We start from the raw sequence: 14,477 nt of genomic DNA on the forward strand, positions 1-14,477 counted from the left end.
GGCGATACTGGCACAGCCAGACCTGCTCCTTGAAGTGCTGCCCTGCACGTGGTGACGGTGCCGCGGTGCCTGCGGGGGAGCCGTGCGGGAGCGTGAAGTGTGTGCTGGACGGGCGGGGGTATCCGTTCGGGATGAACGGGGAAGCGAAAGGCTGCCGTGGTGGAACCAGTCCCGGTGAGTGAGGACGGCACGGCGCCGCACGAGCAGGCCATACAGACCACCGTGGCCCTGGAGGGCGACGGTTCCAGCATTGCCGAGGCCCGTCACCTGGCCGCCCAGTTTCTCACCCAGGTGCAGGCCCAGCACGGCTTGCCCGTCTCGCAGCGCGCCGTGGACGTGACCCAGCTGGTCGTCAGCGAGCTGGTCACCAACGCCCGCAAGTACGCGCCGGGTCCGGTGATGATGGATCTGCGGATTGTCGGCGACCTGGTCGAGATCGTGGTGTGGGACTCCGCGCCGGTGCTGCCGGTCGCCAAGGCCGCGGACGCCGGGCGGGTGGGGCAGCACGGGCTGGAGATTGTGATGGCGGTCGCCCAGGGCTATGAGGTCCAGATGGAACCGGTCGGCAAACGCATCACCGTCCGCATCGCCCTCCTCGATGATCCCGCAGGCGCCCCCGCAGGACGCAGACCCCAGTAGCGCCTAGTCCAAGATGCCGAGAGCGGTGTCCGGCCAACAGTGGACGCACGCGGGAACCTGCTGGCGCAGCGCCTCGACGGCCTGCTGCCGGGTGGCCGGGCGGCACCGTCCGCTCTTGGCCGCGGCCCAGCACTCGCCGGTGTGCACCGCATCGACGTTCGTGCGGTTCAGTCCGTGCTGGATCAGCCACTCCGGCGGAGCCGGCCGCGGCGAAAATGTCGAGTTCGAGGGGTTTCGTGCTGCTCAACTACTCGCCGTGACTGGGAGGGGCATGTGTCGTTGGCTGAAGCATGAAGACATACAGAGGCACTGTGGCGGTGGGCCTGACGGCTGTTGCGATGGGTGCTGGAATCGCTAGCGCCGAGCCGGCGGCAGCCGGGGGTATCGGTGTCATCGGAAGCCCGGCATTCGACAACACTTGTATCACCATCGATCACACAAACAAGGCTGTGGCCGAAACCGTGCACGCATCTGGTTTCTTGAATAACGTCGCCCAGCTCCCGCTCAGCAACCCCTACCAGCACTGCGGAGGCGCTGATCTGGGGCCGCTTCTGCTGGCTCTGGACGTGGAACTGGTGACCGCCGTCGACAGTGTGTAGGTCGTAGAGGCTGTCGGACGGCGGGGCGGCACCGGCCGCTCTTGGCCGCGGCCCAACACTCGCCCGTGTGCACCGTATCGACGTTCGTGCGGTTCAGTCCGGGCTGGATCAGCCACTCCGGCGGACCGGCCGCATCTCCTCGCCCTGGTGCCGCTCCTCCACTGCGCTCCAGCCGTCGAGCTGCTCCAGGGCCGCCGTCGCCTGCTGGACTACCACGCGCCGACAGCTGAAGCCGCGACGGCTCGTCCACGTGTTCGAAAGAACAAGTCTGGTGCGGCGCTCGTCGTGCCGGCCGCCGCGTGGGGGGCGTTCGTCGCTTCGGCGAAATCCGCCGCTGTGTGATTCCCTCAAACCCGCGCCCGGACGGTGCGGCGTGATTCTCCCCTGCTGAAGATGGGAGGGCCACGCCGCATCGTGGTCCACAGTCGCCTATCTCCATTACCTGCGCCAGAGGGCATCTCGTCTCCCGATCGAGCACCACGCCGGTACAGTCGCCGGCATGCACCCCGTCGGCCGCTCCAGCGCCCGCCTCGCCCTGCGCGAGGCCGAGATCGCCGACGTGGACGGCGTTCACGCGATCTACGGCAACCCGGAGGCGACAGAGCACCCGTCGTTCGAGCCCCGCGCACCACCTGCTCCTGGGTGTGGCCTTGCCCGACCTAAACCTGCACCGTGTCTGGGGCGCTCGCTCACCGCTGAATGCCAGCTCCGCCCGCACCATGACCGCCGCAGGGATGGTCGAAGAGGGTGTCATACGGGGCCATATCCAGCGCGCCGGGCAGTGGCGGGACCCCGTCGTTCACGGAATCCTCGCCGAGGAGTGGAAGCTGGCTTTAACTGACTCCCCTGAAGGAAGCTGACCGAACGGCGGGTAGCGCTACTCCGATAGCTGCTGCACCAATTTCCATGAGGGCGAAGACGACGAACGTCGTCGTTACTCCCGTGGCTGATACGAGCCATCCGCAGATGATATAAGCAAGTGGTACGAGGCCGACCATTCCGAGTGTCATGACACTCATGACACGACCAAGGTGGTCGATGTCGGTGTTTAGCTGTACGAGGCTCATGGTGATAGCGCTGGCGACACTCAGGCCGATTCCCGTTATGGCCATCAGCACCGCTGAGAGGGCGAGATGCGGGGTGATGGCTGCGGCTGCCATGCATAACGCTTGGATGATGAGCATCATCATTGCAGTGGTACCGGGGCGCGGGATCCGTTTGACTGCGCTGATCGCCAGCGCTCCTATGAGTGCTCCTGCGCCTAGGGCTCCGGTCAGGATTCCGTACCCGCTAGCGTTCCATCCCTGGTTATCGGCAAGAAGGGGGAGACCCACGTTCGCGGGACCCGCGAAGCCGAATCCTGCGATAGTGATAATGAGGATAGTGTGCAGTATGAGAGGGTTTCTGGCCGTGTAGCGTAGCCCCTCAGTCATCTGCTGCAAGACACTTAGTTTGGTGGTGCTGACTTCGCCTGCCGCCTCTTCTTTGGTGTGCGTTAACAGCAGGCACGCTATGGAGATGATGAGGGCACTGCCGTTGGCGATGAGCGCTGCTTTCAATCCGCCGGTGGCGAGGGCGACTCCGCCGAGAGGGCCGCCGAGAAGAAGTGCGCCTTGTTGGGCGGCCTGTCGCAGTCCGTTGGCCTGCGGGATCTTGCTTGAGTCGATGAGTAACGCTGGCATGGCGCTGCTGGCGGGGTAGAAGACTCCGTCCACGGATCCGAAGGCAACGGCGATGATGCAAAGGGCGGTAAGACTGGGGGTCTGCGTGATGGCCCAGAGGCAGGAGAGGCCGATGAGGATGGTGCGTGCGATGTTGCTGCCCAGCATGACCTTCCGGGCGCCGTAGCGGTCGGATATGACGCCACCGAGGAGCATGAGGACGGCGCGGGGCAGGGATGCGGCGGCCAGGGCGGTCCCCACTCCACTGGGGCCTGCTGCGTCTTTCGCTGCCCAGGCCAGGGCGATGAAGTAGATCTGATCGCCAAGTAATGACGTGCCATGAGCGGCCAGGTAGCGCGTCAGGTTCCCGGCATTGTGGCTTATGGCCGGAGTGTCCTCCGGCGGCTTTGTCGCGTACTCACGGCTGCTGGTCATGGCGCCTCGTTACGGGGAAGGCGTAGAGCAGTACTTGTACGCGTTCGCTGCTTGCCGGGCGGGCTGGTCTTCGCTCCTGGAAGCGGCGGATGACGGTGGCGAGTTCGTCGTGCAGTTGATGCAGGCCGGCAGGGTCCAGGTTCAGCATGTAGTCGTCTGTGGCTGCGGCGTCCACCCATTCGTCGGTCCAGGTTTGTTGCTGGTTCAGGAAGCCGGACAGCCGTTCGTGATGGAGTTGCAGAATTTCTTGCTTCACTGCTGTGTCGGCGGCGCGGCCTTCTTCGGTGGCAAGGAAGTTGGCGGAGGACCAGCTGGTCATCTGCTCTCGTACGCGCCACCAGCGTTCTCTGGCGTCCTTGGCCAGCTCGGGCGCTTCCTCGATGAAGCCATGCTTGGACAGCTGCCGCAGGTGGTAGCTGATCAGCGAGACAGCATCGCCTGTCACCTCGGCAAGCGCCGAGGCTGTGGCGGGTCCGTCGCTGCGCAGTTCGCTCAGCAGTCTGATGCGCACGGGGTGCGCGAGGGCCCGAAGGGCGCGGGGCTGGAGGCCGTCGCTGGGGGGTGTGGTCGTCACATCCCCCAAGCTAGATGCGCAAGACTTCTTTCGCAATAGTCCTTTCTGAACTTGTCAGGCGACGCCTCGGGCTCGCAGGAGAAGGTGCTTCATCTCCTGGTAGGCGGTACCGCCTTGGAAGACTGAGGGCTCGGCGGGCATGGCACGGCCGGAGGGGAAGACGTCGAGGCGGGTGCCCGAGGCGGACCGCTCAGCGCGGGTTTCCTCCTGCAGCCACGAGGTGATCTTGTCCGCCGTCGCGCCGTCGTTGGAGGCGCATTGCCTGTGGAAGTCTTCGAGTTCGTCGACGGTGGTGAAGGTGTCCAGGTGGGTGAAGGGTGTCCTGTAGGCGGCGGCGCTGACGAGCGGTTCCCACCGTGGTGATGGGGTCTGGTCGTCGGGGACCAGTTGGCGTCCGTACCGGGCGAAGTACAGCATGGTGTGGGCACTGTCGATCCCGCCGACGAACGGCCGATCGTCGACCAGCCGCAGCACCCGCTGCGCGAGCTTCTTGTTCTCCTCCTCGACTGCCATGATCTCCAGCAGCGACTCCCCCTGCGGGCTCTCCAGGGGTTCCCACGGAACCCAGCGGAGGATGTCGTCGACGGGCGGGTTCTCCAGCGGTTTCACCGCAAAGCGTTCCGCCTGCCGCGCGATGTGCGAACCCCGGGTGAGGACGAACGTTCCAATGCCGGCGATGGCCCACAAGTCCTCGTGGTCGAGCAAAAACTGGAAGGTCTGGCCCGCCTCTTGCGCAGTCTCGGTCGGGAACCCGGTGAAGCCCATCATCTGAGCACCGATGCCGGCAGAGGCCAGTTCCCGCAGCACGCCGGGCACTTCACGGATCCGCGTTCCCTTGTCGATCAGGTCCAGGATGCGCTGGACGCCTGACTCGTAGCCGAAAGAGATCGCCAGACAGCCGGCCGCCCGGAGCTTGGCGCCCATCCCTTGTTTGGGGAAGCTGCGTTCCAGACGGAGCTCCCCGCTCCACTGGAGGCTGAGCGGGCTGTCGGCCAGGACCTCGCAGAGTCGTCGGAGGTAGGCGGGAGACATGGCGTCCACCGCGAAGTACACGGTACGGCCGATGTCCGCAGCGCGGCTGAGGTCCTCCAGCACCCGCTGGATGGGGCGTTCCCTGGACGGTGAGGTCGGCCGGTCGGTGTTGAGGCCGTAGTCGCAGAAGGTGCACTTGTTCCAGTAGCAGCCGCGCGTGGGGCTGTAGAGGAGGACGGGCTCGGGTGCCCAGTACTGCTCCCAGTCCCAGATGTCGTACCGGGGGCCCGCGAGGCCGGCCACGTCTTCGTAAACGACGGGCGGGGTCAGCGGAGCTCGTGGAGCGTCCTTGACCATGACACCGCGCAGGTCGTGGCTGAGGGGAGTGCCTGAGCGCACGGCCTCGAGCAGGGCCAGGAAGGCGCTTTCGCCTTCTCCGGGGACGATGACGTCGGCGTGGCGGTAGAGGTTCCAGATGTCGGGCATGCGGCGGAGGAATTTGACGTCGTCGGAGACCTCGGTCCCGCCGAAGACGATGACGGCGTCCGGGCAGGCGGCCCGGGCGGCCCGGGCGAGCACCAGTGCGAAGGGCAGCTGACTGAGGTAGCTGACCGAGAAGCCGATGACATCCCACCGCTCCTGGTCCAGCAGAGCAGCGAAGGGGCCCTGCACATACGGCCGGATGACGTCTTCGACCGCGTCGAGGAACCGGTCATCCGACACATCGTTGATGGAGCAGAGGTTGACCGGGCCCTTGGTGCGGATCTCGAAGCCGTCCAGGAGGCCGGTCGGTCCGGCGAGGGCGAGGAGGTCCATCCACCGCCTGATGACCATAACCGCCTGGCGGTAGCGGTCGTAGTCGTAGAACTGCTCGGCGTCCTTGAAGACGCCGATGGCTGCCTCGACGGAAGTGTCGGACAGGCCGACGCCCTGCAATGCCGTCTGGTACCGCAGTTGCTCGTCCCTGCTGAGAGCGTCCTTGGCTTCGGCACACGCTCGGACCTCTTGGGCCAGAATCAGCGTCTGCCGCACGTTCTCCGGATGTGCCAGGCAGTTGAGCGCATCGACGTTGGCATCGCAGGCTTTGAAGCCCGTGAAGCCGGCCGCTGCCGCCGGGCCGATCAGGTAGGAGATCGAGTGGTACGGCGTGGTGGGGTCCGTGAGAGGCGGACTGACCAGCAGATATTTCACATCCGCCGCATCGCGCTTTGGGGCGCTGCTCATACTCGAACCGGCCTTTCAGCTCTGAGCGGGAGACTGAGTGCTCAGCCGACTGAAGTAGCTGCTCCATCCAGTCAGGAAGGCCCGGCCCGAGGCGACGAGCGCCTGATGCCGGCGCTCGGAAGTGGCGTAACGCTCGATGAGTTCGGCGATCTCCTCACCGTGCTCAGTGTCGGCCTCGGTGTGGAACAGGAGCGTGTCGAAAGCCTCCAGGGGCAGGTCGAAGCGCGCGGCCAGTGCCTGCAGCCCGTCGGGCTGGTTCGGATGGCCCTCGGCCACGTAGATGTAGCCCAGGATGGCAACGGGGTCCACCTGCTCGACGAGCGCGAACTGGGTGCCCATGAAGGCGAGGATCTCGGGCTCGGGGAAGGCGTCGACCATCGCCTGCCGGTCCCGGCCGGCCTTGGCGACATCGTTGAGCAGCCACTCGACGTGCGGCGCCTCCTCATCGGCGTGGTGCTCGCACCAGTGGGCGAACTCGGCGTACTCCGGCCCCAGGGTGGACGCCCTGCGTCCTGCCGCCCGCATCAGCGGCACGCCCAGGTTCATCGCGTGGTAGAGCTGCCCCAGCGTCCCCCAGAAGCCCTCGGCCCCACGGGAGGACATGAGATTACGCCACGTGATCTTGTGGATCCCGTAGTAGGGGCGCAGCTCGTTTTCCAGGCGATCAACCTGGCTCTCCACTGTCACGGTCATACCGGTTCACTCCTCGGTCCTGAATCCACAGGTGCTTCGTGCAGGGTGCCTGCGGCGGCCGGCCAGGCTGATGGCCGGCCGCCGCAGGGCTTCATGACGTCCGACTGCGAAGATCAGATGTTGTTGTCCATGGCGACGCAGTCGGGGTCGCCGAGGAGCTGCACGGTGTTCTGCAGCTCGCGGACCTCGGCCACGGACAGGCTGGACAGCAGCGTCCGCTCGGCCGCGGGCAGCGACTCGCCGTGGCGCCGGAGCGCCTCCTCCATCCCCACGGACGAGGCGACGTCCAGCACGTCCTGCAGGCGCAGGGCGTTTCGGATGTCAGTACGGGCCGCAGTACGAGATGACGTGATCATGACAGTCCTTCCATTGGTCTATCGAATGGATACGGTCGATTGGCGCTCAGGCAGTCGGCATGAGCTGCCTCCGCCCCTGTGATCTTGCAGAGCCGCACTCAGTGACGCCGACCACCACGGACGGGACCCGAGTCGGATGACGCACTCTGCTCGGCTCTCGGCTCCGGAGCGTCGATTTCCTGGGAAGCGATGCACTAGATCCGTTGCACAACGTATGTTCCGCTCGGATCCTTGCGCAACGGTTGCACAATGACTCTCCGCAACGACCACCAGAGATCAGACATGGGGGACTATTGGCCAGAAGGCCCTCACGGCTGATGTTGAAGACCCCACCTAAACGACCCCTGCGCAACCACCCCGATCAGCAAGTCCCGGTGTCAACCACATCCCCAGCAGAACGCTCGGCCGAGGACGGACTATGGCGCAAGCAAGTGCCACGAAACGGTGTAGGCCGCACGCAAGATGGCTCACCGGCACCCCTGAAGCAGTCCGACCCTCCCGCCCGCAGAAGGACGATCGGCTGTTGCGCGTTCTAGAGCAGCACGGGGCGCGCAACCGGAGAGTGACGCTGCGCCTGCACAACCAGCTCGCGCAGGCGACGCCGACGACAAGTGTCCGGCGGTGCCTGCTGCCCAGTGGTCGGCAGGCACCTGGCTTCGCCTGAAAGGCTTCGACGGCGCACCACAGATGAGAGGAGTGCAGGTGTCGACTGACCGGCAGGCTATGGACCTTGAGGCATACACGGCCCGCACGCGAAGCGGGCCGTGCTTCGTCTGCTCGTTCCTGGCCGGGCATCCGGACTACCCGCACGAGAAGGTCTATGAGGACCAGGACCATGTGGCGTTCCTCGACCGGTGGCCCACCGTGCGGGGGAAGGTGCTCGTCGCACCGAAGGCGCACATCGAGCACGTTGTCCGTGACCTGGACGAAGTGGCCTACCTTCGTCTCATGCAGGTCGTCCGCGAGGTCGCCCTGGCCGTCGAGAGCGTCTGCGGATCTGAGCGCACATACCTGTACTCCCTGGGCAGTCAGCAGGGCAATGCGCACCTGCACTGGCACATCGCTGCGCTGCCGGCAGGTGTCCCCTACGAGCAGCAGCAGTTCCACGCGCTCATGACTGAGAACGGGGTCCTGTCCGTGCCACCGCAGGAGGCTGCCGACATGGCCGCGCGCCTGCGCGCGGCCATGTCGATGACACTACGTGACTCCTGCCCGCGTTGCGGGAGGAGCTGGAGGTGCCGGTACCCGAGGACCGCGGGCCCGGCCGACCGTGGCAGCCGGGCCCGCCCGTCGAGGCCGCGCCGGCCGCCGCCACCTTGCAGCCGATCCGGATCGGGTACGCGCGCTGCTCGACCGCGCATCAGGAACTCCAGAGCCAGCTCGATGCGCTCGCCCCGGTCTGCAAGCGGATCTTCTCCGAGAAGATCAGTACGCGCGTGAAGACCCGGCCGGAGCTGGAGAAGGCGCTGAAGCTGGCGTACGACATTAAGGAGTCCGCCCCTGAACAGGAGGTCATCCTCACTGTCCTCGAGCTGAAGCGTCTCGCCCGCTGTGCCGCCGAGCTGATGACGCTGTCCGGCCAGCACCAGACTACCGGCGTCCAGCTCGAACTGCTCACCGGCCCGCTCAGCGGCATCTACGACCCCAACGGCATGGGCGCGATGTTCTTCGCCGTCCTGGCCGCCGCCGCCCAGATCGAGCGCAACGGAGTCGGTCGACGAGCCGTTCGAGGTCCACGGGCGCGGCGCAGGGTGCGCAGCGGGGCGGGATCCTTGATGTGCTGGTTGACCAAGTGCCAGGAGGTGCCGGTGAAGGGCCGGCGGCCGGTGACCATCTCGTAGAGCGCGCAGCCGAGCGAGTACAGGTCGGAGCGGTGATCGAAGGTGTCGGCGAGTGCTTTGGTGCCATGTAGGCCGGTGTGCCGATCAGGACACCGGTGGTGGTGCCGGCGTGCTGGCCGTTGTTGCCCGCTAGCCGCGGCTCTGTCCTCGCATGACGTCGACGAGGTCGGTACCGACCATCCGTCCTCCGTACAGGACGGTCCATGCGAGTAGCGAAACGACCCCGATCAGCGGTGTCGCTGCCGCGTCCGGTAACCCGGCCGTCAGCGCGCCTGTCACCGCGCCGGTGACGCGGTGCCCCAGGACTGTCCGACGTCCGTACCGCCGGCGCGAAGGTCCGGCCGGACACCAGCCGCTGGCAGACCGCCGTCGAACAGTACGTCCGCGACCGCAGCCTGGACGCGGTCGTCGAGTCCGCCCTCGCTGACTCCGACGACTTTCGTGCGTCGTCGGTGGCGTACCGCCGCTCCCGGCACCGGATCGAGGTGGTCGCGCTCGCGACGCCGAAGCATGGAGCTAGCTCGGGATCCTCGACCGCTTCTGAATGGGAGTGGCCATTGTCCTCCGGGTAGTCGCTCCGAAGCTTATAACGTCAACGGCAGTACAGGGCGCGCAGCTTCCTCTCCCGGCGGCGGTAGTTCATCAGCCATCGCCAGTCCCGGATACGACGGTGGGCCCGGCTGATCCGGCTGTCGATCACCTGGTACTCAGGGTCGGCCAAGCGGACCAAGTCCTGATCAACTCCCAGGGAGATGCCGAAGAAGCCGCCCTCCTGCACTTCCTCATATAGGGCGATACCGCTGATGACAACGGTGTTGATCGGTGCGCTCGCCCGGTAGGCGGCTTGCCTGTCGGGCAGAAGGCGCGTGCGGGAGTCGTCCTCGTCGTCGAACCAGTCGAGGGCGGGATGGACGGCGTTGTATCCGATGTCGTTGACGCCGACGTACCACGATCGGTAGCCGCCTGGATTGCCGAAATAGTGGTGCTCGCGGTATCCGAACCGGCGGTTACCGAGCCAGGCGCTGTGCTCGCCCGGCTCACCCAGAACTGCAAAGGGTGTCTTCCCCAGCCGGATCCGCGTATCGCCGATCAGCACGCGAGGCCGGAACCACCAGCTGATCGTGGTGATCCCGTACATGACCACGGTGTCGTCGTCACCCCATGTGACCAGGTAGCCGAGCCGTGACAGGGGCCAGGTCCGTACGGTGATCTCGACCTTCCTGTCATAGTCGTCGGTGTTTTGGCCTTCGTTGGCGACGAGACGGGTGCATTCCATCGTCGACTGCCACTTAGGCTCGCCCAGCAGGGATTCGACATAGTCGTGCCGCACACCGGGGGCGATCTTCCGAAGGCGAGTGGTGAGGTAGCGCCTGCGGCCGATGGTGCGGCGCCAACCCTCGGTGAGCGTCTTGGTGAGGGTCCAGGTGGCTACGAGCACTCCCGCCAACGTCCACACGTTGAGGGTGGTGGTGTACCAGGGTTCGGGATCGGGCTGCATCGCTGAAGAATGCCGTACAGCCGCCCGGAGCACAGCAGTTGGCCGACTCACAGTGGGTGGACTCCATCTCCGAGTTCCGAAACGACGCCCAGGAGGCAGGGCGCTGAATGACGACGAGCTGGCAGCTCGCCTCACCGCCTCTCTGGACCACCCGTAGCAGCAGCGCCTGCCGCCTACCGGCGTGCAGACAGCCCGATGACCGCCAGACAGGTCAAGTGCACGCAGAAGGAAGAGCTGGCATGACCGCTGCGAGGGCCGCCCCGACCGGGGCGGCCCTCGCGCAATCTGAACAGTTCAGCCGATCACGGATCGTGCAAAGGCGACTGTGCCCGCGAAGGCGCCCCCGGCAGCCAGTACCGCGACAGTCCATGCGTTCCCTGCCAGCACGGTCAGCACGCCGGCGGCCACGGCGATCTGGGTGCCCAGCATAAGGATCACCGCGGCCCGCACCGTCATCAGCGGCTCCTGCGACCGGTCGGACGGCGCACTCACGACAACTCCTGGAGGTTCTCGCGCCTGCGCCACTCCTTGCCAAGCCGCTGCAGTTTGCGCCGGGCTCGCTCTCCTTGCGCCTCATCCTGCTGCACCAGGTCCGATGCTTTGGGCCACGTCATGGGGTGGTTCTCCGACCAGACACGGACCAGGGTCTGTTCCTGCTCGTTGAGCTGTCCTGCCACGTAGCGCACCGGAGCGGTCTCAAACTGCTGGGCCCAGGGAACGAGGCGGGGGATCACCAGGTCTTCCGGCCCGGGCACGGTGTCCGGCTGCTCCCAACCCTCCGGGATGTAACCGATCGAGGCACCGCAGATCTGATGATCGCGTTCGAAGTCGCAGCCCTGGCGGGCGTACCGGACCAGGACCCTGCGAACCGACTGGTCGTCGGTGAGGTCGGCCTCCTGCTCCCATGCGCGCTCGACCATCGCCACAGCCAGGGCCTGGCAGTGGTCCTCCAGCACCGGCCACAGACGCAGGCAACGGCGCAGAAAGTCCTTCATCGGCTCCGTGTCGCCCTTCTTATACGCGTCGTAGGCGTAGCGGGCCTCGGCAAGGACGGACGGCTTCAGTCGCTTCGCCCAGTCGGTAACACACCGGACTCCGGCGAAGAGGGCGGCCATATGGCCACCGATGATGTCCGCCATCGTGGGGAGGGTGCGCAGGACCTCCTGCATCATCCGCGGCACTCCCACCTGGATGGCGAAGCACGGAGCGAGCGTTCCCGCCATCTTTGCCAGCTTGGGCAGCGGGGGATTCAGAGCCAGGAGACCTTCGAACACCGGGGCCAGGCCGACGTGCAACGGACGAACGAGTTCACCGAGACCAACCAGCGGCTGGAAGGCGTCAGCCATCGACGACAGACGCGCGGCCGGTCCCAGCACGCTCGCCAGGCTGTTGACCTGCGGCTCGATTACGGGCAAGACCGCCCCGGCCGGGCTGAGTCCGTCCAGCAGCCCCAGCGTGTTTACGACGGAGGGCAGTACCGAGTTCACGGTCTCGGACAGGGGAAGGATTTGGGGCCGCATGCCGGCCAACGCCGGCAGCGCGGCATTGTGGGCCGTCAGTCCGTCCAGCAGCGACTGGCCGACCATCTCTCCGATGTTAGGAAGCCGGGGAACTGCCAGCTCGATGCCGACGAGCGCCGGGGCGAGCGCGAAGTTCGCCTGCTCGGTGAACTCGCGGAGCAGCGTGCTGAGGCCGACCAGCGGTTGGAAGGAGCTGCTGACGCCGGACCAGAAGGCAGCCGTCTCCACAACATCAGCCAGGCTGCCGGAGTTCAGGACGGCATCGTCAAGCGGCGGGAAGGCACCGTGGTCCAGGTCGGGCCCGTCCATCGGCACTGCGAGACTCGCGTCGCCCGGCTCGTCGAGCGCCACGTTTCCGGGCGAGCTGCATCCTTCCGCTGAGGGAACGAGCAGCGCTTCTGTCGGGTCGGACGGTGCTGCAGCAGGCCGCTGAGCGGCATCCTCGGGTGCCGAGTCCGGCGTCGAAACCGCAGGCATCTCGGGCCTCCTTTGTTGCTTGGGTAAGTCTGTTCACCTACCTGCGGCGGGGGAGAGCTGATCCGGCACTCGATTTCCCGACACCCGCTGTGATTCACGCCACACCTCACTGTCTGGCGGCGCTCCCCTCTCAGCAGCCCAGCATCCGCCGCTTGAAGGGGCTGGCCGATCATCGCCCTGACACCGCATCACTCCGCGTGGCAGGGTCGGCTGCGATCACGAACAGCTGAGATAAGGGGGCTTCCGTGGACGCGCGGACGTGGGACGGCCTGGTCGGCGTCGCGAAGGAAACGTACACCGCCTCGCTGAGCGAGGGAGTCGTCCCGCGGCCGCTGATGATGCCGCTGGTGTGCGGCGAGTTGGTCGGGCTGATCTGGGTGCGCCCGCTCAAGGTCGGCCGGGACGCGCTCGCCGGGATCGCGGAGCTCGCGAACATCGCCGCGGCGGCCGGCGCGGACGAGGTCGTCCTCGCATGGGAAACCCGCGATGTCTCCACCGCCTGCGCGCTGCCGATCGTCGGTCCGGCGCCGTGCCTGAACATGGTGGTCGCCACCCGGGAGGGGCACGTGCGGCACCAGTTCCCCTACAGCGAGCAGCTTCTGTCCCGCAGCTCCGAGGGCTGGGCGTCGGTCGCGCCGGACTGGAGGCCGGCCCCCGCACCGCACCCCGGTAGCGAACTGGTGCCGCCGATCCAGGCCGCGGTGAACTTCTCCTTCACCCCGATCGAGCTGGACCACCCCGATCCGTTCGGCGTCACTGTCGTGCTGATGGAAGAGGACGGCTACCGCATCAGCCTGACCGAAGCGTTCGCTCGCTGAGCCCGCTCAGACGAGAGGACCGAAGCCGTGGCCCGCAGTCTTGACGACGATGCGCCTCGCCGAATCAGCGACGCTGATGACCATCTGAGTGCCGATCAACGGCAGGCCGAAGCCGATGAACGAGCCGCGCTGCGCAAGCTGCGGCGAGACGTGAAGCAGACGGAGCGGGACCTGCTGCGGCGAAGAAGGAGGGTCCGCGCGGTGGGCCTGGCCCTGACCGTCGCCAGCGGTGCCGTCCTGACGGGCCTGTTGTGGACGGTGCTGACGTGGAGCTCCCCCTCCAGGTTCCTCCGGGTCGACATCACCTGCGGAGTGCTGGCGCTGGTCTCCGGCGTGGCCACCTGGGTGGCCGCGCCTCCCCGCGGGCACCTGAGCCTGTCCCAGTTGGAGGACATGCTCGAGACGAACCGTGAGGCCCTCCGGTTCCTCAGCGCGCTCATCCACCCGACGCTGAAGGAGCGGCGCAGCCTCTACCGCGAGGATGTGACCGGAGTGATCGAGCAGCACCGGACGGACAGCCGCAAATATCGGCTCATCCACAACATGCTGCAGAACCTCATCATGATCGGTGCTGCGTCCACGACCACCGTCGCCGCCCTGGACACGCGCAACCAGTTCACATGGCAGAACATTACGATCATTGCCATCGGCTTCACTGTCACGCTGGCAGCCGCCTTCACCGGCTACTACAAGTACCGCGAGCGCAGTTACTTCCTGCTCCAGACCGCCGACGCCATCGAGGAGGAGGCCAACGCCTTCGCTCTTGGCGTCGGCCCCTACAGCGGTTTCGACGCCGCCCAAGAGCAGCAGGCGTTGAAGCTGTTCACCCAGCGGGTCGAAGAACACCGCAACGAGCAGCGGCGCCGCCAGCAGCAGCTGGACCAGCCCGCCGACCAGGCCGCGCCCACTGGTCAGCCGCCGGCGGCCTGATCGCGGCTTCAGCCCCGTCGGCGGCCTCCTCTGCGCTCGGGCTGTCCGGGACGCGGTGGCGCGACGGTCGGGCCCCGTGTGCCGCGCCCCCACGGGAGGAACAGGGCCAGCGCGGCAAGGACCTGACCCAGGCCCGGAAGGATGTGCGGTAGGTCCTCGGGCCTAGCCTTCGCCACCACTGCACGGGCGACGATTGCAACCACGGTGAGCAGCGCAACGATGACCGTTAAGGCGGCGAGC

At 66.6% G+C, this 14,477-nt stretch carries 15 protein-coding genes and 1 pseudogene; 7 read left to right on the forward strand and 9 right to left on the reverse strand.

Features of this window, described 5'->3' with window-relative positions:
* Positions 1-159: 159 nt before the first annotated feature.
* Positions 160-639, forward strand: coding sequence for an ATP-binding protein (locus E4U91_RS28920; protein WP_241678727.1), 480 nt, complete (start codon positions 160-162; stop codon positions 637-639).
* A 3-nt stretch (positions 640-642) separates the two neighbouring features.
* Here E4U91_RS28920 and E4U91_RS39180 read toward each other — a convergent pair whose 3' ends face one another.
* A complete protein-coding gene (locus tag E4U91_RS39180) occupies positions 643-825 on the reverse strand; it encodes a DUF6233 domain-containing protein (protein WP_338326708.1) in 183 nt (60 codons plus the stop codon).
* A 125-nt stretch (positions 826-950) separates the two neighbouring features.
* On the opposite strand from E4U91_RS39180, the gene E4U91_RS38200 reads away from it, so the two are divergent.
* Entirely contained in the window at positions 951-1,238 is a 288-nt protein-coding gene (locus tag E4U91_RS38200) for a hypothetical protein (protein WP_168218030.1), read from the forward strand.
* An 833-nt stretch (positions 1,239-2,071) separates the two neighbouring features.
* On the opposite strand, the gene E4U91_RS28945 is transcribed toward E4U91_RS38200, so the two are convergent.
* From E4U91_RS28945 to E4U91_RS28965, 5 genes are all read right to left on the reverse strand, one after another.
* Positions 2,072-3,334: an MFS transporter gene (locus tag E4U91_RS28945; protein ID WP_137309527.1), complete on the reverse strand. Its 1,263-nt coding sequence runs from the start codon at positions 3,332-3,334 to the stop codon at positions 2,072-2,074.
* Positions 3,318-3,908, reverse strand: coding sequence for an ArsR/SmtB family transcription factor (locus E4U91_RS28950; protein WP_168218181.1), 591 nt, complete (start codon positions 3,906-3,908; stop codon positions 3,318-3,320). Before E4U91_RS28950 ends, E4U91_RS28945 begins: the two co-directional genes overlap by 17 nt.
* A 54-nt stretch (positions 3,909-3,962) precedes the next feature.
* Complete coding sequence (locus E4U91_RS28955) at positions 3,963-6,104, reverse strand: B12-binding domain-containing radical SAM protein (RefSeq protein ID WP_137309529.1); 2,142 nt, start codon at positions 6,102-6,104, stop codon at positions 3,963-3,965.
* Between the two features lie 15 nt (positions 6,105-6,119).
* Complete coding sequence (locus E4U91_RS28960) at positions 6,120-6,797, reverse strand: iron-containing redox enzyme family protein (protein ID WP_137309530.1); 678 nt, start codon at positions 6,795-6,797, stop codon at positions 6,120-6,122.
* A gap of 113 nt (positions 6,798-6,910) precedes the next feature.
* Positions 6,911-7,153 carry a hypothetical protein gene (locus tag E4U91_RS28965; protein WP_137309531.1) on the reverse strand — a complete coding sequence of 81 codons (243 nt, stop codon included), beginning with the start codon at positions 7,151-7,153 and terminating at the stop codon, positions 6,911-6,913.
* 723 nt (positions 7,154-7,876) lie between these two features.
* On the opposite strand from E4U91_RS28965, the pseudogene E4U91_RS39190 reads away from it, so the two are divergent.
* The 3 genes and pseudogenes from E4U91_RS39190 to E4U91_RS28985 all read left to right on the forward strand — a co-directional run.
* A pseudogene (locus E4U91_RS39190) lies at positions 7,877-8,242 on the forward strand (HIT family protein); the annotation flags it as partial.
* A 146-nt stretch (positions 8,243-8,388) separates the two neighbouring features.
* Positions 8,389-8,994 (forward strand): recombinase family protein, encoded by a 606-nt coding sequence (locus E4U91_RS39195; RefSeq protein ID WP_241678729.1) that lies wholly within the window; start codon positions 8,389-8,391, stop codon positions 8,992-8,994.
* A 305-nt stretch (positions 8,995-9,299) separates the two neighbouring features.
* Positions 9,300-9,566, forward strand: a complete 267-nt coding sequence (locus E4U91_RS28985; RefSeq protein ID WP_241678904.1) for a zeta toxin family protein — start codon at positions 9,300-9,302, stop codon at positions 9,564-9,566.
* Positions 9,567-9,586: 20 nt separating this feature from the next.
* On the opposite strand, the gene E4U91_RS28990 is transcribed toward E4U91_RS28985, so the two are convergent.
* The 3 genes from E4U91_RS28990 to E4U91_RS29000 all read right to left on the reverse strand — a co-directional run bounded on the left by E4U91_RS28990 (position 9,587) and on the right by E4U91_RS29000 (position 12,489).
* Positions 9,587-10,492: an ETEC_3214 domain-containing protein gene (locus E4U91_RS28990; RefSeq protein ID WP_137309532.1), complete on the reverse strand. Its 906-nt coding sequence runs from the start codon at positions 10,490-10,492 to the stop codon at positions 9,587-9,589.
* Between the two features lie 294 nt (positions 10,493-10,786).
* On the reverse strand, positions 10,787-10,984 hold the full coding sequence (locus E4U91_RS28995) for a hypothetical protein (protein WP_137309533.1): 198 nt from the start codon (positions 10,982-10,984) through the stop codon (positions 10,787-10,789).
* Positions 10,981-12,489, reverse strand: coding sequence for a hypothetical protein (locus E4U91_RS29000; protein ID WP_137309534.1), 1,509 nt, complete (start codon positions 12,487-12,489; stop codon positions 10,981-10,983). Before E4U91_RS29000 ends, E4U91_RS28995 begins: the two co-directional genes overlap by 4 nt.
* Before the next feature lie 245 nt (positions 12,490-12,734).
* Between E4U91_RS29000 and E4U91_RS29005 the strand changes: the two genes are divergently transcribed.
* Together E4U91_RS29005 and E4U91_RS39200 are read left to right on the forward strand one after the other, a co-directional pair.
* Positions 12,735-13,307 (forward strand): hypothetical protein, encoded by a 573-nt coding sequence (locus tag E4U91_RS29005; RefSeq protein WP_137309535.1) that lies wholly within the window; start codon positions 12,735-12,737, stop codon positions 13,305-13,307.
* A gap of 27 nt (positions 13,308-13,334) precedes the next feature.
* A complete protein-coding gene (locus E4U91_RS39200) occupies positions 13,335-14,237 on the forward strand; it encodes a DUF4231 domain-containing protein (RefSeq protein ID WP_241678730.1) in 903 nt (300 codons plus the stop codon).
* The last annotated feature ends 240 nt before the right edge of the window (positions 14,238-14,477 follow it).

This window comes from Streptomyces lasalocidi (assembly GCF_005280215.1).
GTDB classification, from domain to species: domain Bacteria; phylum Actinomycetota; class Actinomycetes; order Streptomycetales; family Streptomycetaceae; genus Streptomyces; species Streptomyces longwoodensis.

Coding starts and splice junctions, on each gene's coding strand:
- E4U91_RS28965 (WP_137309531.1), bottom strand. CDS start 7,153: ATGATCACGTCATCTCGTACTGCGGCCCGTACTGACATCCGAAACGCC.
- E4U91_RS28990 (WP_137309532.1), bottom strand. CDS start 10,492: ATGCAGCCCGATCCCGAACCCTGGTACACCACCACCCTCAACGTGTGG.
- E4U91_RS29000 (WP_137309534.1), bottom strand. CDS start 12,489: ATGCCTGCGGTTTCGACGCCGGACTCGGCACCCGAGGATGCCGCTCAG.
- E4U91_RS28960 (WP_137309530.1), bottom strand. CDS start 6,797: ATGACCGTGACAGTGGAGAGCCAGGTTGATCGCCTGGAAAACGAGCTG.
- E4U91_RS28955 (WP_137309529.1), bottom strand. CDS start 6,104: ATGAGCAGCGCCCCAAAGCGCGATGCGGCGGATGTGAAATATCTGCTG.
- E4U91_RS28945 (WP_137309527.1), bottom strand. CDS start 3,334: ATGACCAGCAGCCGTGAGTACGCGACAAAGCCGCCGGAGGACACTCCG.